Genomic DNA, 16,080 nt, shown 5'->3' on the forward strand with positions numbered 1-16,080 from the left:
AGGTATGAAAAATAATAAAAGCTCAGCCTACGAAAAGAGTAGGCCGAGCTTTTATAGATTAGTTTAAAAAGTTAATTCATAATGGAAATAACGATTATCTCTCAAATATCCATTTTCAGCATATAATCGCTGTGCTGATAAATTATCAATTTCTGTTTGTAGTTTTAAACCTTTTGCACCATTTTCTAATGCGAACGTTTTAGCAGCTTCCAGCAACTTTTTACCCGTTCCTGCCCCGCGTTTCTTCGCTTGTACAAATAAGTCATTTAATATCCATAATTCTTTCATCGAAATAGATGAGAATGATGGATATAATTGTGTGAAACCAATATATTCCCCGTCTTCTACCGCTACAAAAATGACTGATTCTTTTCGCTCAATTCGATTTCGTAAAAATGCTTTTGCTCCTTCAATATCGGAATCTTGTCGATAAAATACGCGATAGTTATTAAAAACAGATGCTAGTCCATCTAAATCTGCAATTGTTGCTTCATATATTCTCATTTTACTCCATTCCCCTTCCAATACTGCTTCATAATATCTGTTGCCCATTCGGGCTGTTTTATTTCTTCTCTCGGTATAAACTCTTTCATAACAGGCTTTATATCCAAAATAGGTGTGCCATCGATTGCGTCTAATCCTTCAACAACAATTGTTTTTCCATCTCTTCTTATCACTTTAACAATTGTCGCTCCTAGTCGATTCGGACGATTTTTTCCACGTTGTGCAAAAATCCCTACCTTTGGAAAATTACTATTATTTCTAGGGTGTCTAGCAGAATACTGAATTTGTTCATCTGTTACTTTATGAAAATAGAAAATAACTTCAATATGAGAAAAATCTTCGATCCCTTGTATACTTTCCTCTGTATACGAATCACTTAAAGTAATAAGTGATCTTATTTCTCCCCACTCATCATCTACTATTTCCTTTCTTTCATTATGTACAAATGCGATTGGTTGAACGAACATCCGCATTCCCCCTCAAATGTAACCACTTACATTATAAAATATTTTCTGAATGTTTTCCACTTACACGGTCATTGTTTACATAATAAAATTATCTTCATCTTCTAAAGACATATTCACAGCCTCAACTGCATGTATGCGGGCTGTGTCAAATAAAGGAACTAATGCATCTTCCTGTTTTACTAATAGTCCTATTTCTGTACACCCTAATATAATGCCTTTTGCTCCTCTTTGCGCCAAATCTTCCATTACATTTTTAAAATACTCCCTTGATTGTGGGGTTATTTTTCCTAGGCATAATTCGTTATATATTATTTTATTTACTCTCTCTCTATCCTCTTCTTTTGGTACAATTACTTTTATATCATTTTCTTCTATACGTATTTTATAGAAATCCTGCTCCATCGTGTATTTTGTCCCAAGTAGACCAACTGATTGAATTCTATGTTGTTTTATTTCCTTCGCTGTTGCATCAGCAATATGTAATATCGGAATACTGATTCTATTTTTTATATGCTTAATAACTTTATGCATCGTGTTTGTACAAATTACTATAAAAGCAGCGCCACCCTTCTCCAAAGAAGATGCTGCATTTCCTAATACCTCTCCCGCTTTATCCCAATCTCCTTCAGATTGGTATCGTTCAATTTCTTCAAAGTCAACGCTGTAAAGAAGACATTTTGCTGAATGTAATCCACCTAATCTCATTTTTATTTCTTCATTTATCATTTTGTAATACTCAGTAGTTGATTCCCAGCTCATTCCGCCAATAAGACCTATTAACTTCATATATCCTCCTTCAAAATAACATTTTAAAAACGTGATTTATCATATAATTTATACATAATTAATCACGTTTAAATCCTATAAAAACAATAACCTTCCTCTAGTTATCTATTACATTTATAGTAGTTCTTTTTCATTTCCGCGGAAATAATTATAGAATATTCAGAAAACAACCTTTGTGGTTATCTTATATTGATAATCAAAGCTTTTTCGATATAGCTCTTTTATTTCATCATAAGATGGAACTCGTGGATTGTTACTTGGACTACCACTTGCAATAGCATCTTTCGCCATTTTAGAAATAGCATTTTCAAATTCACCTTCATCGATTCCGTATTCTCTTAAATTAGGAATTCGAAGATCAAAGCAAAGTTTCTGAATTTCAGCAATCGTGTAGTTCGCCACTTCTTCATCAGAATACGAATACAAATCTTTGTTTAAGCCACGTCCTACTTCAGCTAACCTTTCTACTGCATTCATTTTTGTAAACTCTAGAACTGTAGGTAATAGTATTGCATTCGATATTCCATGTGGCACATGGAATAATGCTCCTACAGGACGAGACATACCATGGACTAATGTAACAGAAGCATTTGAAAAAGCAATTCCAGCTTGCAATGAAGCAATCATCAGTGCTTCTCTTGCTTCCATATTATCCCCATCCTCATATGCAAAACGTAAATATTTCATTATACTTTCAATAGCTGAAAGTGCGAGAACATCTGTTAGTGGTTGTGAAACTTTAGAAATATAAGCTTCAATCGCATGGCATAATGCATCTATTCCTGTTGCTGCAGTAATATGAGGTGGTACTGAACTTGTCAAAATAGGGTCTATTATCGCCAATTGTGGGGTAAAGCTCGGATGCTTTATCATCATTTTCACATCCGTTTTTTTATTCGTAATTACAGCTACACTCGTTACTTCCGATCCAGTACCAGAAGTTGTTGGGATTGCAATAAGAGGTAATGGATCATTTTTTATTTCGATATCCTTTTGGACATATTCTTCAATTTCTCCACCATTTGTGTATAACACTGCTACTGCTTTCGCAGCATCAATACAACTTCCCCCGCCAATACCGATAATAAAATCACATTTTTCTTCTTTACAAATAGATAGCGCTTCTAATACGTGTAAATTTGTAGGCTCAGCGTTCACTTTATTATACGTAATAACTGTGATCCCTTTCGCATTTAATTGCTTCACACATCTTTCAACATACCCTAATTTCTCCATAATTGTATCACTAACTATGAAAGCCCTTTTCCCTAACTTCTTTGATTGCTCCCCTAGTTTTTCAAGCGAATTTCTCCCATATAATACAGACTTCGGCATACGAAATTCAGCAACTTCTTGCAAGTACTCCACCCCTTCTATTTCTAATAAATATTTTATTATATAAACTATCAATCTGATAAATCTTTTCTTTTCATCTATTAACTATTTATTAATAGATTCCTGTTAAAGTATAGAACACGATGACTAAAAATACAGCAACCGTTTTCAAAATTGTAATAGCAAATATGTCTTTATATGACTGCTTATGTGTTAATCCTGTTACCGTTAGAATAGTAATAATTGCCCCATTATGTGGTAATGTATCCATTCCACCTGATGCCATTGATACAATGCGATGCATAACTTCTAACGGAATGTTATATTGCGTTGCTGCAGCAATAAATTTATCTCCCATCGCACTTAAAACTATTCCCATTCCTCCTGATGCTGACCCAGTAATCCCAGCCAAAATATTAGTTGTTACTGCTCCATTTACTAATGGATTCGTGAACGTTGCAGAGATGCTATCTCTCATAATCGCAAATCCTGGAAGTGCTGCAATAACACCACCAAACCCAAACTCAGCTCCTGTATTCATTGTTGCAAGTAGTGCTCCCCCAATACTTGTATTCAATCCAGCTTGGAGTCCAGTTACTACTCGTTTCCAATATAATAAAAGCGTTGATAAAATCCCTATAATAAGTGCCAATTCTACAGACCAAATTCCAACTACCGCACTTAATTCAACTTTTCCAAATGCTTTCATACCAATAGCTGAGAAATCAAAGCCATTTGGATACCACTTTGGTATCATGATTGTGAAAACCTTATTCATTACACCTACTAAAATAAGTGGTATAAACGCAATTACTTGCTGTACTCTTGTGATTTCCATACCACTTAGTATCGGCATATCTTTTTGTTCTAATTGCAAAGATGCTGCCATTTCAGACTTTCCATCGTTAAAGCCGAAGTATCCTTCTCCTGCAGCTTTTGCCTTCTTTCGCCTACTCTCTAAATATAGTAAACCTAACGTGAGAACAAAAATTGCTCCTACAATACCAAGTATCGGAGCTGCATAAATATCAGTTTTAAAAAAGGTTGTAGGTATTACATTTTGAATTTGTGGTGATCCAGGTAGTGCATCCATTGTAAAAGTTACTGCTCCAAGAACGATTGTACCGGGAATTAACCGTTTTGGGATATCAGCTTGTCGAAACAATTTTGCTGCAAACGGATATACAGCGAATACAACTACATAAACACTTACACCGCTATATGTTAAAATAGCCCCCATTAAAACAATGGCTAAAATTGTACGCTTTTCCCCAACTAACTCTATAATTGTCTTTGCAATAGAATCAGCAATACCTGACATTTCTACTACTTTACCAAAAATGGCTCCAAGCAAGAAAACAGGAAAATATAGTTTAATAAACCCTACCATTTTCTCCATAAAAATATTAGAAAAGAAAGGTAATACATAACTAGGCTCTGTCAAAAATACCGCAAATAATGCAAAAATCGGTGCGAATAATATTACAGAAAATCCTCTATATGCTACAAACATGAGTAAACTAAGTGCTAATAAAATAATAACTAGCTCCAATTATACCCCTCCTTTTAAACTGAAAATTCAATCTTTTAATAATAAACTTCTGCTAACATCTCGTATCCTTTTATTTCATGACATTCCTCCTCTTTTTATAACAAATTTTTCATGCTAAAAATGTCTAATTATAACTATTCGATTACATACGAAAAATCCCTTTAAACAAAAACGATTTCATCGTCATACGTTATAAAGGGATTGTTAGTTTCTCTTTTTATAGGTTTACCATACTTTTCTCTAAATAGAAGCTTTGCAACTCTTCGACATCTTTCACTATATAAGTCGCCCTAGCTTCACTCAGTTCTTTCTCACTTCCATAACCGTACAATACACCAATAGAAGCGATTTCATTATTATTAGCCCCTATTATATCGTGCTTTCTATCTCCAATCATTACAATTTCTTCTTTTTTGAGTTCTTCATTTGTTTGTAATATATGAGCAATTATTTCTTCCTTTTTTATTCTTGTCCCATCTAAATTGCTCCCAACAACCTCTTCAAAAAATGATGTTAACTGAAAGTGCTCTATTACTTGCTTTGCAAATATAGTAGGCTTTGAAGTTGCTACATACAAACGATTACCTGCATCTTTTAATTCTTGTAATAGAGTCGGAATCCCATCATATATTTTATTTTCTAATAGACCGCTTTTCTTTAAATATTCCCGGAAATAAACGACAGCTTCCTCAACTTCTATTTCACTCATATTATATCTTTCTGCAAACGATTGTTGAATCGGTGGACCAATAAATGAATCTAACTCACTTATTTTCCCTTCTTCTATTCCCATCTTTTCTAACGCATATAGAACAGAGTTTATTATCCCTTCTTTCGGATCCGTTAATGTTCCATCTAAATCAAATAGAAAAGTTTTATACATGTTTCATTCCTCCACTTATTTTACTTTATATGTAACCCACCAAAAACACTCACCTATATGAAAATTTAAATCTAATGCAAATGGTTCAAGAATAGATTGCAATTCTTCTTGCGTATAATAGTTTTTAATAATCTCATACCTCTCACCAGTCGAGAGTGTACGAATTTTATATGTATTTATATCTCCATCTTTACGAATAAGCTCCCCGCCAATTCCTTCGTTATACAAATTATCTGCAAAACAAACTATCGCTCCTTTTTCTAATACATGATGAAACTGTATTAAAAAACTAGTAATCTCTTCTTTTTTAATGTGTGAAAACCAAAAGTTTGCATATGCCCCTTGAAAGATGTCTTTCATTTGTTCTAGTTTAAAAGCGTCACCTTTCTGAAAGGTAACCTTTTCCTTAGAAAGCTCTTTCTCCTTTGCTATCGCTAGTACTTCATCAGAATAATCAATCGCTGTTATATGTGCAGCTACATCTGTTACATACTTCGTCCAATACCCTGTTCCGCAAGCAACTTCAAGAACTTTTCTTCCTATACATATATCTTTTAATTTTTGTTCAAGCATCTTTTGTTCCGCTTGCCTTACTGGATCTTCCCGATTGTACACCGCTTCATATTCACTTGCACGATTACTATAATATGTATACATAGAAAAGCTCCCCCTCTATTAAACAAATCATATCCTTTCCATAATACCATTTTTATTTTTTTCAGAAAATTACTTTTTCTATTCCTCATACTTTCAGTTACAAAAATACAAAAGATATGATAAAGTGAAAAAGTTACAATTAATTTCATAGAAACTGGTGAAACACATGTCAATTACGTTAATTTTTATTATGGCTTTCACAATTGTTATCCACGCAGTTGAAACAAGCTCTTATAGTATTCGATTAGCTGGTGTACGTTTAAAAAAGATTGCCGTTGCCTTATCTGTCGTAGGAATGGTACTGCTTATTTCAAGAACATCTAACTTACTACAAGCCTTTTTAATTGGTGGTATGGTCGATGAAGCAAAACTAGATTCTTCTATTAATTTAGAGCATATTATACGGCTCGTTCTATTATCTGCCTCTATCGGTACATTGTTGGCAATTATACTCTATCCAACTTTGACAAAGCTATTTGGATATGTCATTCAAAACTTTGAAACAGACGGTTCTTTCATACGAATGATGAAAACAAATAACATCCAAAAATTAAAGCGCACAAAAAAATATGTACGCTTTCCAAAGTTAGAAATGATTCATCGACTAAGGATCGGTGGTATCCCAAAGCGTATTATGCTTATTAACATGTTCGCAACTGCAATTTATACAGCGGGTGTCCTTTCAGCTCTTTACGCTTCTTTTTTAAATCCAGATTACGCAACAAATGCAAGTACAGCATCTGGTCTCGTGAATGGTTTTGCTACTATTTTATTAACAGTATTACTCGATCCACGTATCGCCCTTTTAACAGAGCGCGCTCTTCAATCAGAGGACGGTGCTGAGGCAATGAGTAAAATGTATGGTTGGCTAATGATTTCTAGACTTCTCGGCACCTTATTAGCACAATTTTTATTTGTACCAGGTGCTTACTGGATTTTATGGATTATTGAACTAATGCATTAATCCACTAACTCTATAAATAGAGGGGAATTTATCAATGACTATAAAAACCGAGCAAGATATTATCCATTTCATACAAAATGATCCGTGGATGATGAACGTATTACAAATGGCAAAATCACTACAACTACCTGATTGGTGGGTTTGCGCCGGATTTGTTCGCTCTAAAATTTGGGATACTTTACATAACTACGAAGTACGAACGGCTACACCAGACGTTGATGTTATTTATTATGATTCAATGCAGAAAGATGAGGCATATGAACAATTATTAGAAATGAAGCTGACAAATATGGATGCCACTATCCCTTGGTCAGTAAAAAATCAAGCTCGCATGCATGTAGTGAATAAAATGCTACCTTACTCTTCTTCTGTTGATGCTATTTCTAAATTTCCTGAAACAGCAACTGCTCTTGGGGTTACATTAGACGAGAAAAACAATGTCATATTAACATCTCCTTGCGGAATAGAAGATGTACTTTCGTTACAAGTGAAACCCACACCTCATTTTCTTGAAACGAAAGAACGTATACATATGTACAAGAAAAGAGTTATTAAAAAGAATTGGCAAAGCAAATGGCCTAACATTACGATCACTTATCCAGAAATTTAAAAAGGGTGCTTCTCATTATTAGAAGCACCCTTTCTTTTTTTATTTCAAAAAATGAATGACTGTTTCAGCGAATCGGTCTGCTTCCTCATAATGTGGTGTATGACCACTCTCTTCAAACACGATATACTTACCATTTTGAGTATCTTGATTAAATGTTAGAATTTGCTTTTCACAAGTTACTGCATCATGTTGCCCTACAAGTAAAAGCATTGGACTCTTTACCTCTTTTAGTTTTGATAACAATGACTTATAAATTTCTCCCTCTTCTTTTAATCTTACAAAATGGATCTGCGAACGACTAGAAAATTCTTCCCACTCTTCGTAACTATATAAACTATCGTCTGTTTTATCTGTTTTATCTTCCTTATAACTGTAAATTTCCATTCTATTTTCCGCTAGCTCACCACTTAATCTTATATAAGCTTCTAACAACTCTTCTGAACTAGCATTACTAGCTGCTAAATCAAGGCACTCTTTTGCATGTTCTTCTTTTCCATACTTTATTAATAAAGTTCCTGTCTTTTGTAACAAAGCTCTACTTGTTAGAGCAAAATCGAAAGTCGGCCCTTCAAATATTATTTTCGCTATTGAATTTGGATACGTCACCGCATATAACAACGCTAAAAAGCCACCGAAAGAATGCCCAATTACAGACCATTTTTCAATTTGTAATACTTTTCTTAGTTCCTCACAGTCTTCAATTAAATCACTTAATCTAAAATGTTCTTCTTCAGTAATTACTTCTGAACGACAAACTCCTCTTTGATCTAACGAAATTAAATACAATGAATCTTTTAATCGCTCCGCTTGATGAAATGAAAAATCATAACAGCTTTCACCCGGTCCCCCGTGTAAGTATAAAATCGGTTTATTTTCAGGAGATCCATGTGTTTCGACATATAGTTTTTTCCCTCTAATATTTATTAATTTTCCTTTTGCAGCAAAATCATATTTTAATTTCATCCTCGCCCTCCTTTTTTCACTGAATATTATAACATTTCAACTTAAATAATCCCTATTACATTTAAAAATACGATGACTATCGCAAGGGGAGCTACAAATCGAAGTAAAAATACCCAACAAGTAAATACTTTCTTTCCATAATTTCCACCTACATAAAATTCTGCTTCTAATACCTTTTTCTCCATTTTAAACGATACGAAAATACTGATAAACAATGCTCCAAGTGGCATTAATATATTACTAGATAAGAAGTCTACTGCATCAAAAATATTCTTACCAAAAATCGTAATATCACTCCATACTCCAAATGATAACGCGGATGGTATACCTACTAGGAAAATGCAGAAACCGATGATCCATGATAGTTTATTTCTTCTTTCTTGCTCACCATTTGCTAATGCTGAAACGACCGTTTCTAGTAGAGAAAATGCCGATGTTAATGTCGCAAATGTAAACAGCGCAAGAAATACTGTTAAGAATACTCCACCGAATGGAATTTGACTAAATATAGATGGTAATACGATAAATAGTAATCCAGGTCCTTCTGTTGGCTCCATTCCTAATGAAAATACTGCTGGGAAAATAGCAAGTCCTGCAAATAAAGAAACGAATAAATTCAATCCAACAATTGTTATTGCCGATTTTGGTAAACTTTCTTTTTTATTTAAATACGAACTATACGTAACCATAATCGAAATCCCTATACTTATCGCAAAGAATGATTGTCCCATTGCGAACAAAATACTTTCTGAAGTAATCTTTGAGAAATCTGGTTGTAAGAAAAACTTCACACCTTTCATCGCATCATCAAGTGTTAATGAACGAATAATAAGAGCTACAAATAAAACGAACAACGCTGGTAACATGTATTTACTTGCTTTTTCAATCCCATTTTGTACACCTTTTGATACAACCCATATCGTAATAAACATAAAAGCAAAATGACCAAGGATAGCCCAAATTGGATTTCCAATTGTTTCAGTGAATAATGTACTGTAATTTTGTCCCGGAGTAATAAGCTGTCCTGTTACTCCCCTAAATAAATAGATTAATACCCAGCCACCTACAACGCTATAAAACGAAAGTAATATAAAACAAGTTCCAACGCCAAGACGTCCAATCCAGTGCCATCCTGTATTTGGTGCAATACTTTTAAATGCTCCAACTGCTTGTTTCTGTGTACTGCGTCCAATCATAAATTCAGCTATAAGTAGCGGTAGTCCAATTAATACAGTAAATAATATAAAAATTAAAAAGAATGCTCCTCCCCCGCTCTTCCCAGCGATATAAGGAAACTTCCATATTGCGCCAAGTCCAATTGCTGATCCTGCTGCTGCCATTATAAAACCTAATTTCGAAGTCCATTGCTCCGTCTGTTTCATCCCATTTTCCTCCTAATTAAATCATTTTATATAAATAATTAAATTTAATATACCAATCCAAATAAACCCTCCATTTCTTCCTCTATATAATAAAAAATGGCCTAGCATCTCTTTATATAAAGAGACGCTAAGCCATTTACTTAACGCGGTACCACCCTTATTGATTCCATTTTGAATCCACCTTAGTAGTAATCGTTTGATTACAAACCTAATATCGAAGGTTAACCGTTAAGATTTACTAAGAATGTGATTCCGTTCCACCTTACTGCTCCTAGGCGAGTTCAGGATGTCATTTGACTATGTCGCACCAACCCATAGCTCTCTGCACAAATACATGACCTTACTACTCCTATTCAACACATTTTAATATTTAGAATATATTTTCTTTTGAAATTAATATGAAGTATATCGTTTATATTTGTTACTGTCAAGATATATATTACTTTTTTGTCGAAAAGGATTTTTATAAATACTTATAGAAAATATTTACAAATATAAATTGTAAGGAGAAAATACATTATGTCATATTTAAAGAATGGATGTTTTTTTATTATCCGCTCATTTTTCATCATCTTTGGTATTATTGCGATTTGTTCTTTGCCACAATTGTTTTTTGGTAAATCTCCAAATTCATCAAATTCACTAGCAATGCAACCAACACCAACTTTACAATTTAATTTGAGTAACTATTTAGATTCGATATTAAATGTAATCTCTTCTTTATTTCACCCTACAACAATTACTTACAAAATCAGCAATGCAGGGATTCAATCACCGGATCGAGACCTATTTCCATACTTACTAGAATCATATAACCATACATTAATTATTATGATTTGCGCTTTTCTTATTGCCATACTCCTCTCTACTACTTTTACAATTCTTACATTTTACTTTCCAAAACACATTCAAACTATTATTCTTAAAATTTTGCACGTACTAGAGGCGTTGCCAGACTTATTTTTCGTCATTTGTGTACAGCTATTTGTCATTTGGATTAATCAACAAATGCTGCAAACTTTAGTTTTATTACTGAATTTAGCACTATTTCAAACCATATCATTTAACGTTGCTGGTACACTTGTTTTACTTGGTCACAATCATCAGTTTTTAAATGATTTACCTTGGGTAGCATTCGGCCCCGTTTTATTTTTCACTATCGTTATTTTAGCTGTATACATGATGTTATCCGGAATGCAAAATGTATTGGAAAAAGATATAAATTATATGGAAAACTCGCTTTTATTAAGTGTTTTAGCGAAGGAAAAGAACGAAAAAAGAAATCCCCTGCATCCTTTAAAAAGAAAGTTTATTACAAAAAATTCATAACATACTATAAAAATTCGATAAACTTTCATTTTTAAAAAAAGGAGTAATAAACAATGAATGTTAAAATAGTAGATATATCAGAAAAATTATTAGATGGATATAAAGCATTAGTTCAAGTAGCTAGCAATCAATTTATCGCTGAGTGGGATGGTGATAAGCCAGCAAAAAATGAAAACTATAATGTAGAAATAGATATAGATGATGAATTTATATGGAATACAAATATAGCCTTTTCAGATGAAACTGCTAATGCAATTATTCAGAATGATGAGGGCATTAAAGTAATTGCTAAGCTAGATTATAACAGCGAGGATGACTTAGCGTCACTAAATATTTATGATAGTGTAGTACTAATTGATTTAGAAGGAATTGAGCAAGATATATCAAATGTATGGGTAGAAATACAGTGTACTTCAATTAAGATATTTAATACCAACTTATAATAGGAACTAAATACACAACTACGGCATAGCTATTATAATGTAGTGAGATATAACCAAAGTAAAAATCAAATATATATTATAGTAATAATGAAGGCTAACACTGATATAAAAGGCGTTAGTCTTTTTTTTATGTTAAAGAATTTATTATCCTATGACAGTAGCACAGAACGCTTGGAGTCAGGTAAACGCCTTCCAAGTGATATAGAATTATTACATCATGAAAATGATATGAAATTACTTGAACATGAATAATTTGCACCTCGATTTGAAGGGATTTTTAAAATAGATTATAAAACAGCATATGATACAATTTTAAGATCAGGTCGCCCTTGGAAGATACCTAAAATAGATAAAGAATAAACAATAGAGGAGATAAATTATAGCAATTCATATCACAATGAATAAAGAATTTGAAGATGAGGAGATAGTTGTATATCAATATTATCCATCAGAATCACCAGAAAAAGTTGGGGAAATGTATTTTCATAAAAAAGAGGAAATGTTTTATGATTTAGAACCTGTTCCAGAAGAATCAATCGGAACAACAAAGCATTATTTTAATTGTGCGATTTCTAGGATAGTAATATGTCTTAGAAATAGTGGAGAATTTTTGGAAGAAATGACATACGGAGTATAGCAAAACAAACGAGTATATAAAAAAAGCCGGCTCAAATAAAGAGCCAGTTTCTTTTTCGTAAAATTAGCGAGTTAGTGTATGTTCACATAGATTTTACTTGTATATTTTGTATTTTATTATTTACTATCTGTTCGTGTTGTTCAGGTTTGACTTTAATCTCCAAACCTTCCCCCACCTTCCTCTACTTTATACCAAAAAGAAATAGAACTACATCAATTTTACTTATTCTTTTTTAGAGAAAACATCAAAAATACTGTTATCGCAAATCGCTTCAATTTCTTCTTTTACAAATAATTTTTGAAACCTTGTTCCCGGATTCAAAATTACATTCGCTTTTAAATCTATCGTTTTCAATAGCTCAACTGCATTCATAGAGACGTACGGACATTCTTCAGGAATGACCATTTCTAAATGTTTCAAATCAGAATACAGTGGTAACATTAATCCTTCTTCCATTTCAAAATAATGAATTTGTAATTGTGTATTATCAGTAGAAATCAAATTCCCTTCTTCATCTACATTTGTATCCCCTTCAACAGAAGCAACAACGTATAAATTTGATTTCTGTAATATCTCGTAAAAGTGTCCTCTTTTTTCTTCGTTCTGCAACGCTTCCACTAATGCCTCATCTAATGGACAAATTTCTAGCAAACTCATGAATTTTCACTCCTTATTTGAAATAAGTTCGCCACCTTACCTAGGGTAAGATGGCGAACTTTACATCTATTTATTTTTGAACGTTCATAGCTTTAATTTCGTTTACTTTCTTCATTGCCTCTTCACTTATTTTCCCATCAATTGTGGTTGCATATTTTTGACGAGTTAAAAATTCAAAACATTTATATGCATTATTCGTATCATTTGTCGACATATATCCTGCACCTTTTTTAAACAATTTTACAGCTACCGTATTCATCCATTCTTTTGCAGGTACCTGCTGATATCCTAGTTCCATAGAATGATAAGTTAATTCAATTGCCGAAGCTAAATCTTCAATCGTATCTTTATTCCCACTTATATTCGCAGCTTCAAATGTGCTCAAATACTCAATTGCCACTTTCACTCCATCTTTAACCCCTGTTTCTTCAATTCCTGGTGTTTTATATACAATCTGATAAATGTTTAAAGCTGATCGATATTTAGTTTCTTCTAACTGTTGTGCTTCTTTTATTACAAGATTAACAACATTAGAAAATCCTTTTTTCTCAATAACACCACGGGAGGCCGCTTGACCATAATAATGTAAAGCGTTATAAAGACTCGTTTGTCCTCCTTTATTCGCCTCATCACTCGCTATTTGGATAAGTTGAATTCCCTCCATTTTTTTCGATGCACTATCAATCATACTCATACCGCTAATTTGTCCAATAGCCTTATCGATATCTTTTAGCTGTGCCAGTAATGTGTATGATGGTAATACAGTTTTCCCTACTTCACTTTGCCATCCTGTTGTTCCATTAATTTCATTCCATTGGCTCTCTGTATTTTCCCATAATTTATTCGCATAACTAACCATTTCTTCTCTTGAGCGTTCCAATGGGTGTTTTGTACGAATTGCATTTGCAATATTCAATACAGCTGTATAATATTCTCCTTTATTTGCAGCTTCGTTTGCTTTTCTTTCAAACATAAGTGGCATTAACATTTTATTAGCTTCATCTTGAATCGATTTTTCTACCCTTGCTGTACTTTTTAATAAATTTGCTTTCTTTAAAGCGTCGTCCACTGAAAGATTAGGATCTTTCAGTTGTCCTCGAAGTCCCTCTACGGCTGTACTAAATTGCTGATTTAATTTTTCTTTTTGTTCACCTGTTGCCTCACCAATCCATTTATTTGCTACTAGTAAAGCATTTTCATAATGTAGACTTTCAGGATTTAAATATGCTTCAACTTGCTCAATTGCCTGATTAATCGGATCTGGTTTTTCTGGTTTTTCTGGTTTTTCTGGTTTTTCTGGTTTTTCTGGTTTCATTTGCCCATTTGTATCTTTATTATTATCTTTGCTTTCTTTGACACCTGCAGTTAATGGGTCTTTTAGCTCTTTCTCACTAGATATACCTGTTACCTCAGTTTTACTCGTATTATCTTCTTTAACCACTTTTCCTTTATTACTGCTAGCAACTTCTTTTGCTAGGCTTGTATTTTCTTTTGTCTCAGTTGCAGACTCCATTACTGGTGTTTCAATTTTAAGATTCCTTAATTCTTCTTGTAATAGTGTGTTGAAAATATTCTCTACATGTTGATTCGCACCTTCTACTAATTTAGGATCTACACTTTCAAACACCGAGGTGATTAAATAAAATTTACTTAAAGCTTGTTCTAAAGATGCTATATCCCCTTTATTTAACCAAACACTTTCTTCATCTTTTGCCGTTTGATACACTTTTTCCGCTACTAATTTAATGTAAGTTTTCTTATTTTCATTTAAATATTTTTGTAACTCTTCTTGTGTTCTAACCGATTCATTCAGTACATTGATTTGATTACGCAAATAAAATAACTCTCTATGATTTGAGTAGTCACCACTTCCCAAAATTTGTTCCAAATTATCTAATGCTAGCTTATGTTCGGCTACCGCTTGTGCTTTTGATGGTGTATTCAATTGGCTAACAAGCGCCCAGTCTTCCTTTTTGCTATCATAGTTCGTCAAAGTATTTAATGCATTTAAATCCTGCCCTTTTTGATTGGCATAATAATCATTAAAGAATACAGATGAGTAGCGTTCTCCATTTCCAGCGTACCACTCAACTAAAACATCACCCGTTTTTGGTGATACTGTAATTGTTGGGTATGTTGGTTCTGGATCTGGTTTTGGTTTTGTATCTGGTTTTGTATCTGGTTTTGTATCTGGTTTTGTACCTGTATCTGGTTTTGTGTCTGTATCTGGTTTTGTACCTGTGTCTGGCTTTGTACCTGTGTCTGGTTTTGTGTCTGTATCTGGTTTTGTACCTGTGTCTGGTTTTGTGTCTGTATCTGGTTTTGTACCTGTGTCTGGTTTTGTGTTTGTATCTGGTTTTGTACCTGTGTCTGGTTTTGTGTTTGTATCTGGTTTTGTACCTGTGTCTGGTTTTTGCCCGTCTCCTTCTTGTACATTGGGTTGCTGTTTATTATCATTCACCTTTCCCGGCTCCGCCACAGGCCCACCCATATTAGTTGGCAGTTCCGGCTTTTGTGGCGTTGGTAGCGTTGGTGCATCTGATAATTTAATTAGTGGATCTTTCTTTTCCACCAACACATCATCTGGCTTATACGTCACTGGTGTAATTGGTGATTTATTATTTCCGATTAGGTCTGCTAAATTAACGTTTGGTTTTTCGCCAGGTTTATCATCTTTTTTTGTAGGATCAGCAACTAAATTTGGGAACATAGACTGTAAATTGCTTCCTGTAATACGATCATCTTTTTTCTCTTCTGTATTACTTGCTAGTTTTACGGTTTCTCTTCCTGCTGTGCTAAAGCCTTTGTCATACACAAGATATCCTGATGTTCCAAGTAAAGCTGCTGACATTACTGATATAGCAACTTTTATCCCTAAATTATTATTGTTCTCTTCCATGCATTTTCCCCT

General features: G+C 33.5%; 16 protein-coding genes and 1 other annotated feature. Of the genes, 5 read left to right on the top strand and 11 right to left on the bottom strand.

What is annotated here, in order from left to right; translation table 11 throughout:
* Window positions 1–63: 63 nt before the first annotated feature.
* The 7 genes from BAU28_RS21905 to BAU28_RS21935 all read right to left on the bottom strand — a co-directional run bounded on the left by BAU28_RS21905 (window position 64) and on the right by BAU28_RS21935 (window position 6,184).
* Window positions 64–504, bottom strand: coding sequence for a GNAT family N-acetyltransferase (locus BAU28_RS21905; protein WP_071719966.1), 441 nt, complete (start codon window positions 502–504; stop codon window positions 64–66).
* On the bottom strand, window positions 501–977 hold the full coding sequence (locus BAU28_RS21910) for an SAM-dependent methyltransferase (RefSeq protein WP_412675910.1): 477 nt from the start codon (window positions 975–977) through the stop codon (window positions 501–503). The genes BAU28_RS21905 and BAU28_RS21910 overlap by 4 nt, the downstream gene beginning before the upstream one ends.
* Window positions 978–1,046: 69 nt before the next feature.
* Complete coding sequence (locus tag BAU28_RS21915) at window positions 1,047–1,757, bottom strand: aspartate/glutamate racemase family protein (protein ID WP_071719968.1); 711 nt, start codon at window positions 1,755–1,757, stop codon at window positions 1,047–1,049.
* 159 nt (window positions 1,758–1,916) lie between these two features.
* A complete protein-coding gene (locus tag BAU28_RS21920; RefSeq protein WP_071719969.1) occupies window positions 1,917–3,116 on the bottom strand; it encodes an iron-containing alcohol dehydrogenase in 1,200 nt (399 codons plus the stop codon).
* A gap of 88 nt (window positions 3,117–3,204) precedes the next feature.
* Window positions 3,205–4,644: a GntP family permease gene (locus BAU28_RS21925; RefSeq protein WP_071719970.1), complete on the bottom strand. Its 1,440-nt coding sequence runs from the start codon at window positions 4,642–4,644 to the stop codon at window positions 3,205–3,207.
* 217 nt (window positions 4,645–4,861) lie between these two features.
* A complete protein-coding gene (locus BAU28_RS21930; RefSeq protein WP_071719971.1) occupies window positions 4,862–5,527 on the bottom strand; it encodes an HAD family hydrolase in 666 nt (221 codons plus the stop codon).
* 15 nt (window positions 5,528–5,542) lie between these two features.
* Entirely contained in the window at window positions 5,543–6,184 is a 642-nt protein-coding gene (locus BAU28_RS21935) for a class I SAM-dependent methyltransferase (RefSeq protein ID WP_071719972.1), read from the bottom strand.
* 166 nt (window positions 6,185–6,350) lie between these two features.
* On the opposite strand from BAU28_RS21935, the gene BAU28_RS21940 reads away from it, so the two are divergent.
* Window positions 6,351–7,148: a lipid II flippase Amj family protein gene (locus tag BAU28_RS21940; RefSeq protein ID WP_071719973.1), complete on the top strand. Its 798-nt coding sequence runs from the start codon at window positions 6,351–6,353 to the stop codon at window positions 7,146–7,148.
* A gap of 34 nt (window positions 7,149–7,182) precedes the next feature.
* Complete coding sequence (locus BAU28_RS21945; RefSeq protein ID WP_071719974.1) at window positions 7,183–7,758, top strand: nucleotidyltransferase family protein; 576 nt, start codon at window positions 7,183–7,185, stop codon at window positions 7,756–7,758.
* Between the two features lie 39 nt (window positions 7,759–7,797).
* Here the strand turns inward: BAU28_RS21945 and BAU28_RS21950 are convergent, their stop codons facing one another.
* Window positions 7,798–8,721 carry an alpha/beta fold hydrolase gene (locus BAU28_RS21950; RefSeq protein WP_071719975.1) on the bottom strand — a complete coding sequence of 308 codons (924 nt, stop codon included), beginning with the start codon at window positions 8,719–8,721 and terminating at the stop codon, window positions 7,798–7,800.
* 41 nt (window positions 8,722–8,762) lie between these two features.
* A complete protein-coding gene (locus BAU28_RS21955) occupies window positions 8,763–10,103 on the bottom strand; it encodes a sodium-dependent transporter (RefSeq protein WP_071719976.1) in 1,341 nt (446 codons plus the stop codon).
* A gap of 117 nt (window positions 10,104–10,220) precedes the next feature.
* Window positions 10,221–10,469, bottom strand: a binding site (T-box leader).
* A 153-nt stretch (window positions 10,470–10,622) separates the two neighbouring features.
* Here BAU28_RS21955 and BAU28_RS31090 point away from each other — a divergent pair.
* From BAU28_RS31090 to BAU28_RS21975, 3 genes are all read left to right on the top strand, one after another.
* Window positions 10,623–11,432 carry a hypothetical protein gene (locus BAU28_RS31090; RefSeq protein WP_116500446.1) on the top strand — a complete coding sequence of 270 codons (810 nt, stop codon included), beginning with the start codon at window positions 10,623–10,625 and terminating at the stop codon, window positions 11,430–11,432.
* A gap of 53 nt (window positions 11,433–11,485) precedes the next feature.
* Complete coding sequence (locus BAU28_RS21965) at window positions 11,486–11,875, top strand: hypothetical protein (RefSeq protein ID WP_071719977.1); 390 nt, start codon at window positions 11,486–11,488, stop codon at window positions 11,873–11,875.
* 379 nt (window positions 11,876–12,254) lie between these two features.
* Window positions 12,255–12,512, top strand: coding sequence for a hypothetical protein (locus BAU28_RS21975; RefSeq protein WP_071719978.1), 258 nt, complete (start codon window positions 12,255–12,257; stop codon window positions 12,510–12,512).
* Between the two features lie 222 nt (window positions 12,513–12,734).
* On the opposite strand, the gene BAU28_RS21980 is transcribed toward BAU28_RS21975, so the two are convergent.
* Both BAU28_RS21980 and BAU28_RS21985 read right to left on the bottom strand, forming a co-directional pair.
* Window positions 12,735–13,169 carry an SseB family protein gene (locus BAU28_RS21980; protein ID WP_071719979.1) on the bottom strand — a complete coding sequence of 145 codons (435 nt, stop codon included), beginning with the start codon at window positions 13,167–13,169 and terminating at the stop codon, window positions 12,735–12,737.
* 70 nt (window positions 13,170–13,239) lie between these two features.
* Window positions 13,240–16,068: a hypothetical protein gene (locus BAU28_RS21985; protein ID WP_071719980.1), complete on the bottom strand. Its 2,829-nt coding sequence runs from the start codon at window positions 16,066–16,068 to the stop codon at window positions 13,240–13,242.
* Window positions 16,069–16,080: the final 12 nt, after the last annotated feature.

Origin of the sequence: Bacillus paramycoides (assembly GCF_001884235.1) — a bacterium.
Lineage (GTDB): Bacteria > Bacillota > Bacilli > Bacillales > Bacillaceae_G > Bacillus_A > Bacillus_A paramycoides.

Bases quoted from the DNA above. Each gene is read 5' to 3' on its own strand.
- BAU28_RS21905 (WP_071719966.1), bottom strand. From the start codon at position 504: ATGAGAATATATGAAGCAACAATTGCAGATTTAGATGGACTAGCATCT.
- BAU28_RS21910 (WP_412675910.1), bottom strand. From the start codon at position 977: ATGCGGATGTTCGTTCAACCAATCGCATTTGTACATAATGAAAGAAAG.
- BAU28_RS21915 (WP_071719968.1), bottom strand. From the start codon at position 1,757: ATGAAGTTAATAGGTCTTATTGGCGGAATGAGCTGGGAATCAACTACT.
- BAU28_RS21930 (WP_071719971.1), bottom strand. From the start codon at position 5,527: ATGTATAAAACTTTTCTATTTGATTTAGATGGAACATTAACGGATCCG.
- BAU28_RS21935 (WP_071719972.1), bottom strand. From the start codon at position 6,184: ATGTATACATATTATAGTAATCGTGCAAGTGAATATGAAGCGGTGTAC.
- BAU28_RS21940 (WP_071719973.1), top strand. From the start codon at position 6,351: ATGTCAATTACGTTAATTTTTATTATGGCTTTCACAATTGTTATCCAC.
- BAU28_RS21945 (WP_071719974.1), top strand. From the start codon at position 7,183: ATGACTATAAAAACCGAGCAAGATATTATCCATTTCATACAAAATGAT.
- BAU28_RS21950 (WP_071719975.1), bottom strand. From the start codon at position 8,721: ATGAAATTAAAATATGATTTTGCTGCAAAAGGAAAATTAATAAATATT.
- BAU28_RS21955 (WP_071719976.1), bottom strand. From the start codon at position 10,103: ATGAAACAGACGGAGCAATGGACTTCGAAATTAGGTTTTATAATGGCA.
- BAU28_RS31090 (WP_116500446.1), top strand. From the start codon at position 10,623: ATGTCATATTTAAAGAATGGATGTTTTTTTATTATCCGCTCATTTTTC.
- BAU28_RS21965 (WP_071719977.1), top strand. From the start codon at position 11,486: ATGAATGTTAAAATAGTAGATATATCAGAAAAATTATTAGATGGATAT.
- BAU28_RS21980 (WP_071719979.1), bottom strand. From the start codon at position 13,169: ATGAGTTTGCTAGAAATTTGTCCATTAGATGAGGCATTAGTGGAAGCG.
- BAU28_RS21985 (WP_071719980.1), bottom strand. From the start codon at position 16,068: ATGGAAGAGAACAATAATAATTTAGGGATAAAAGTTGCTATATCAGTA.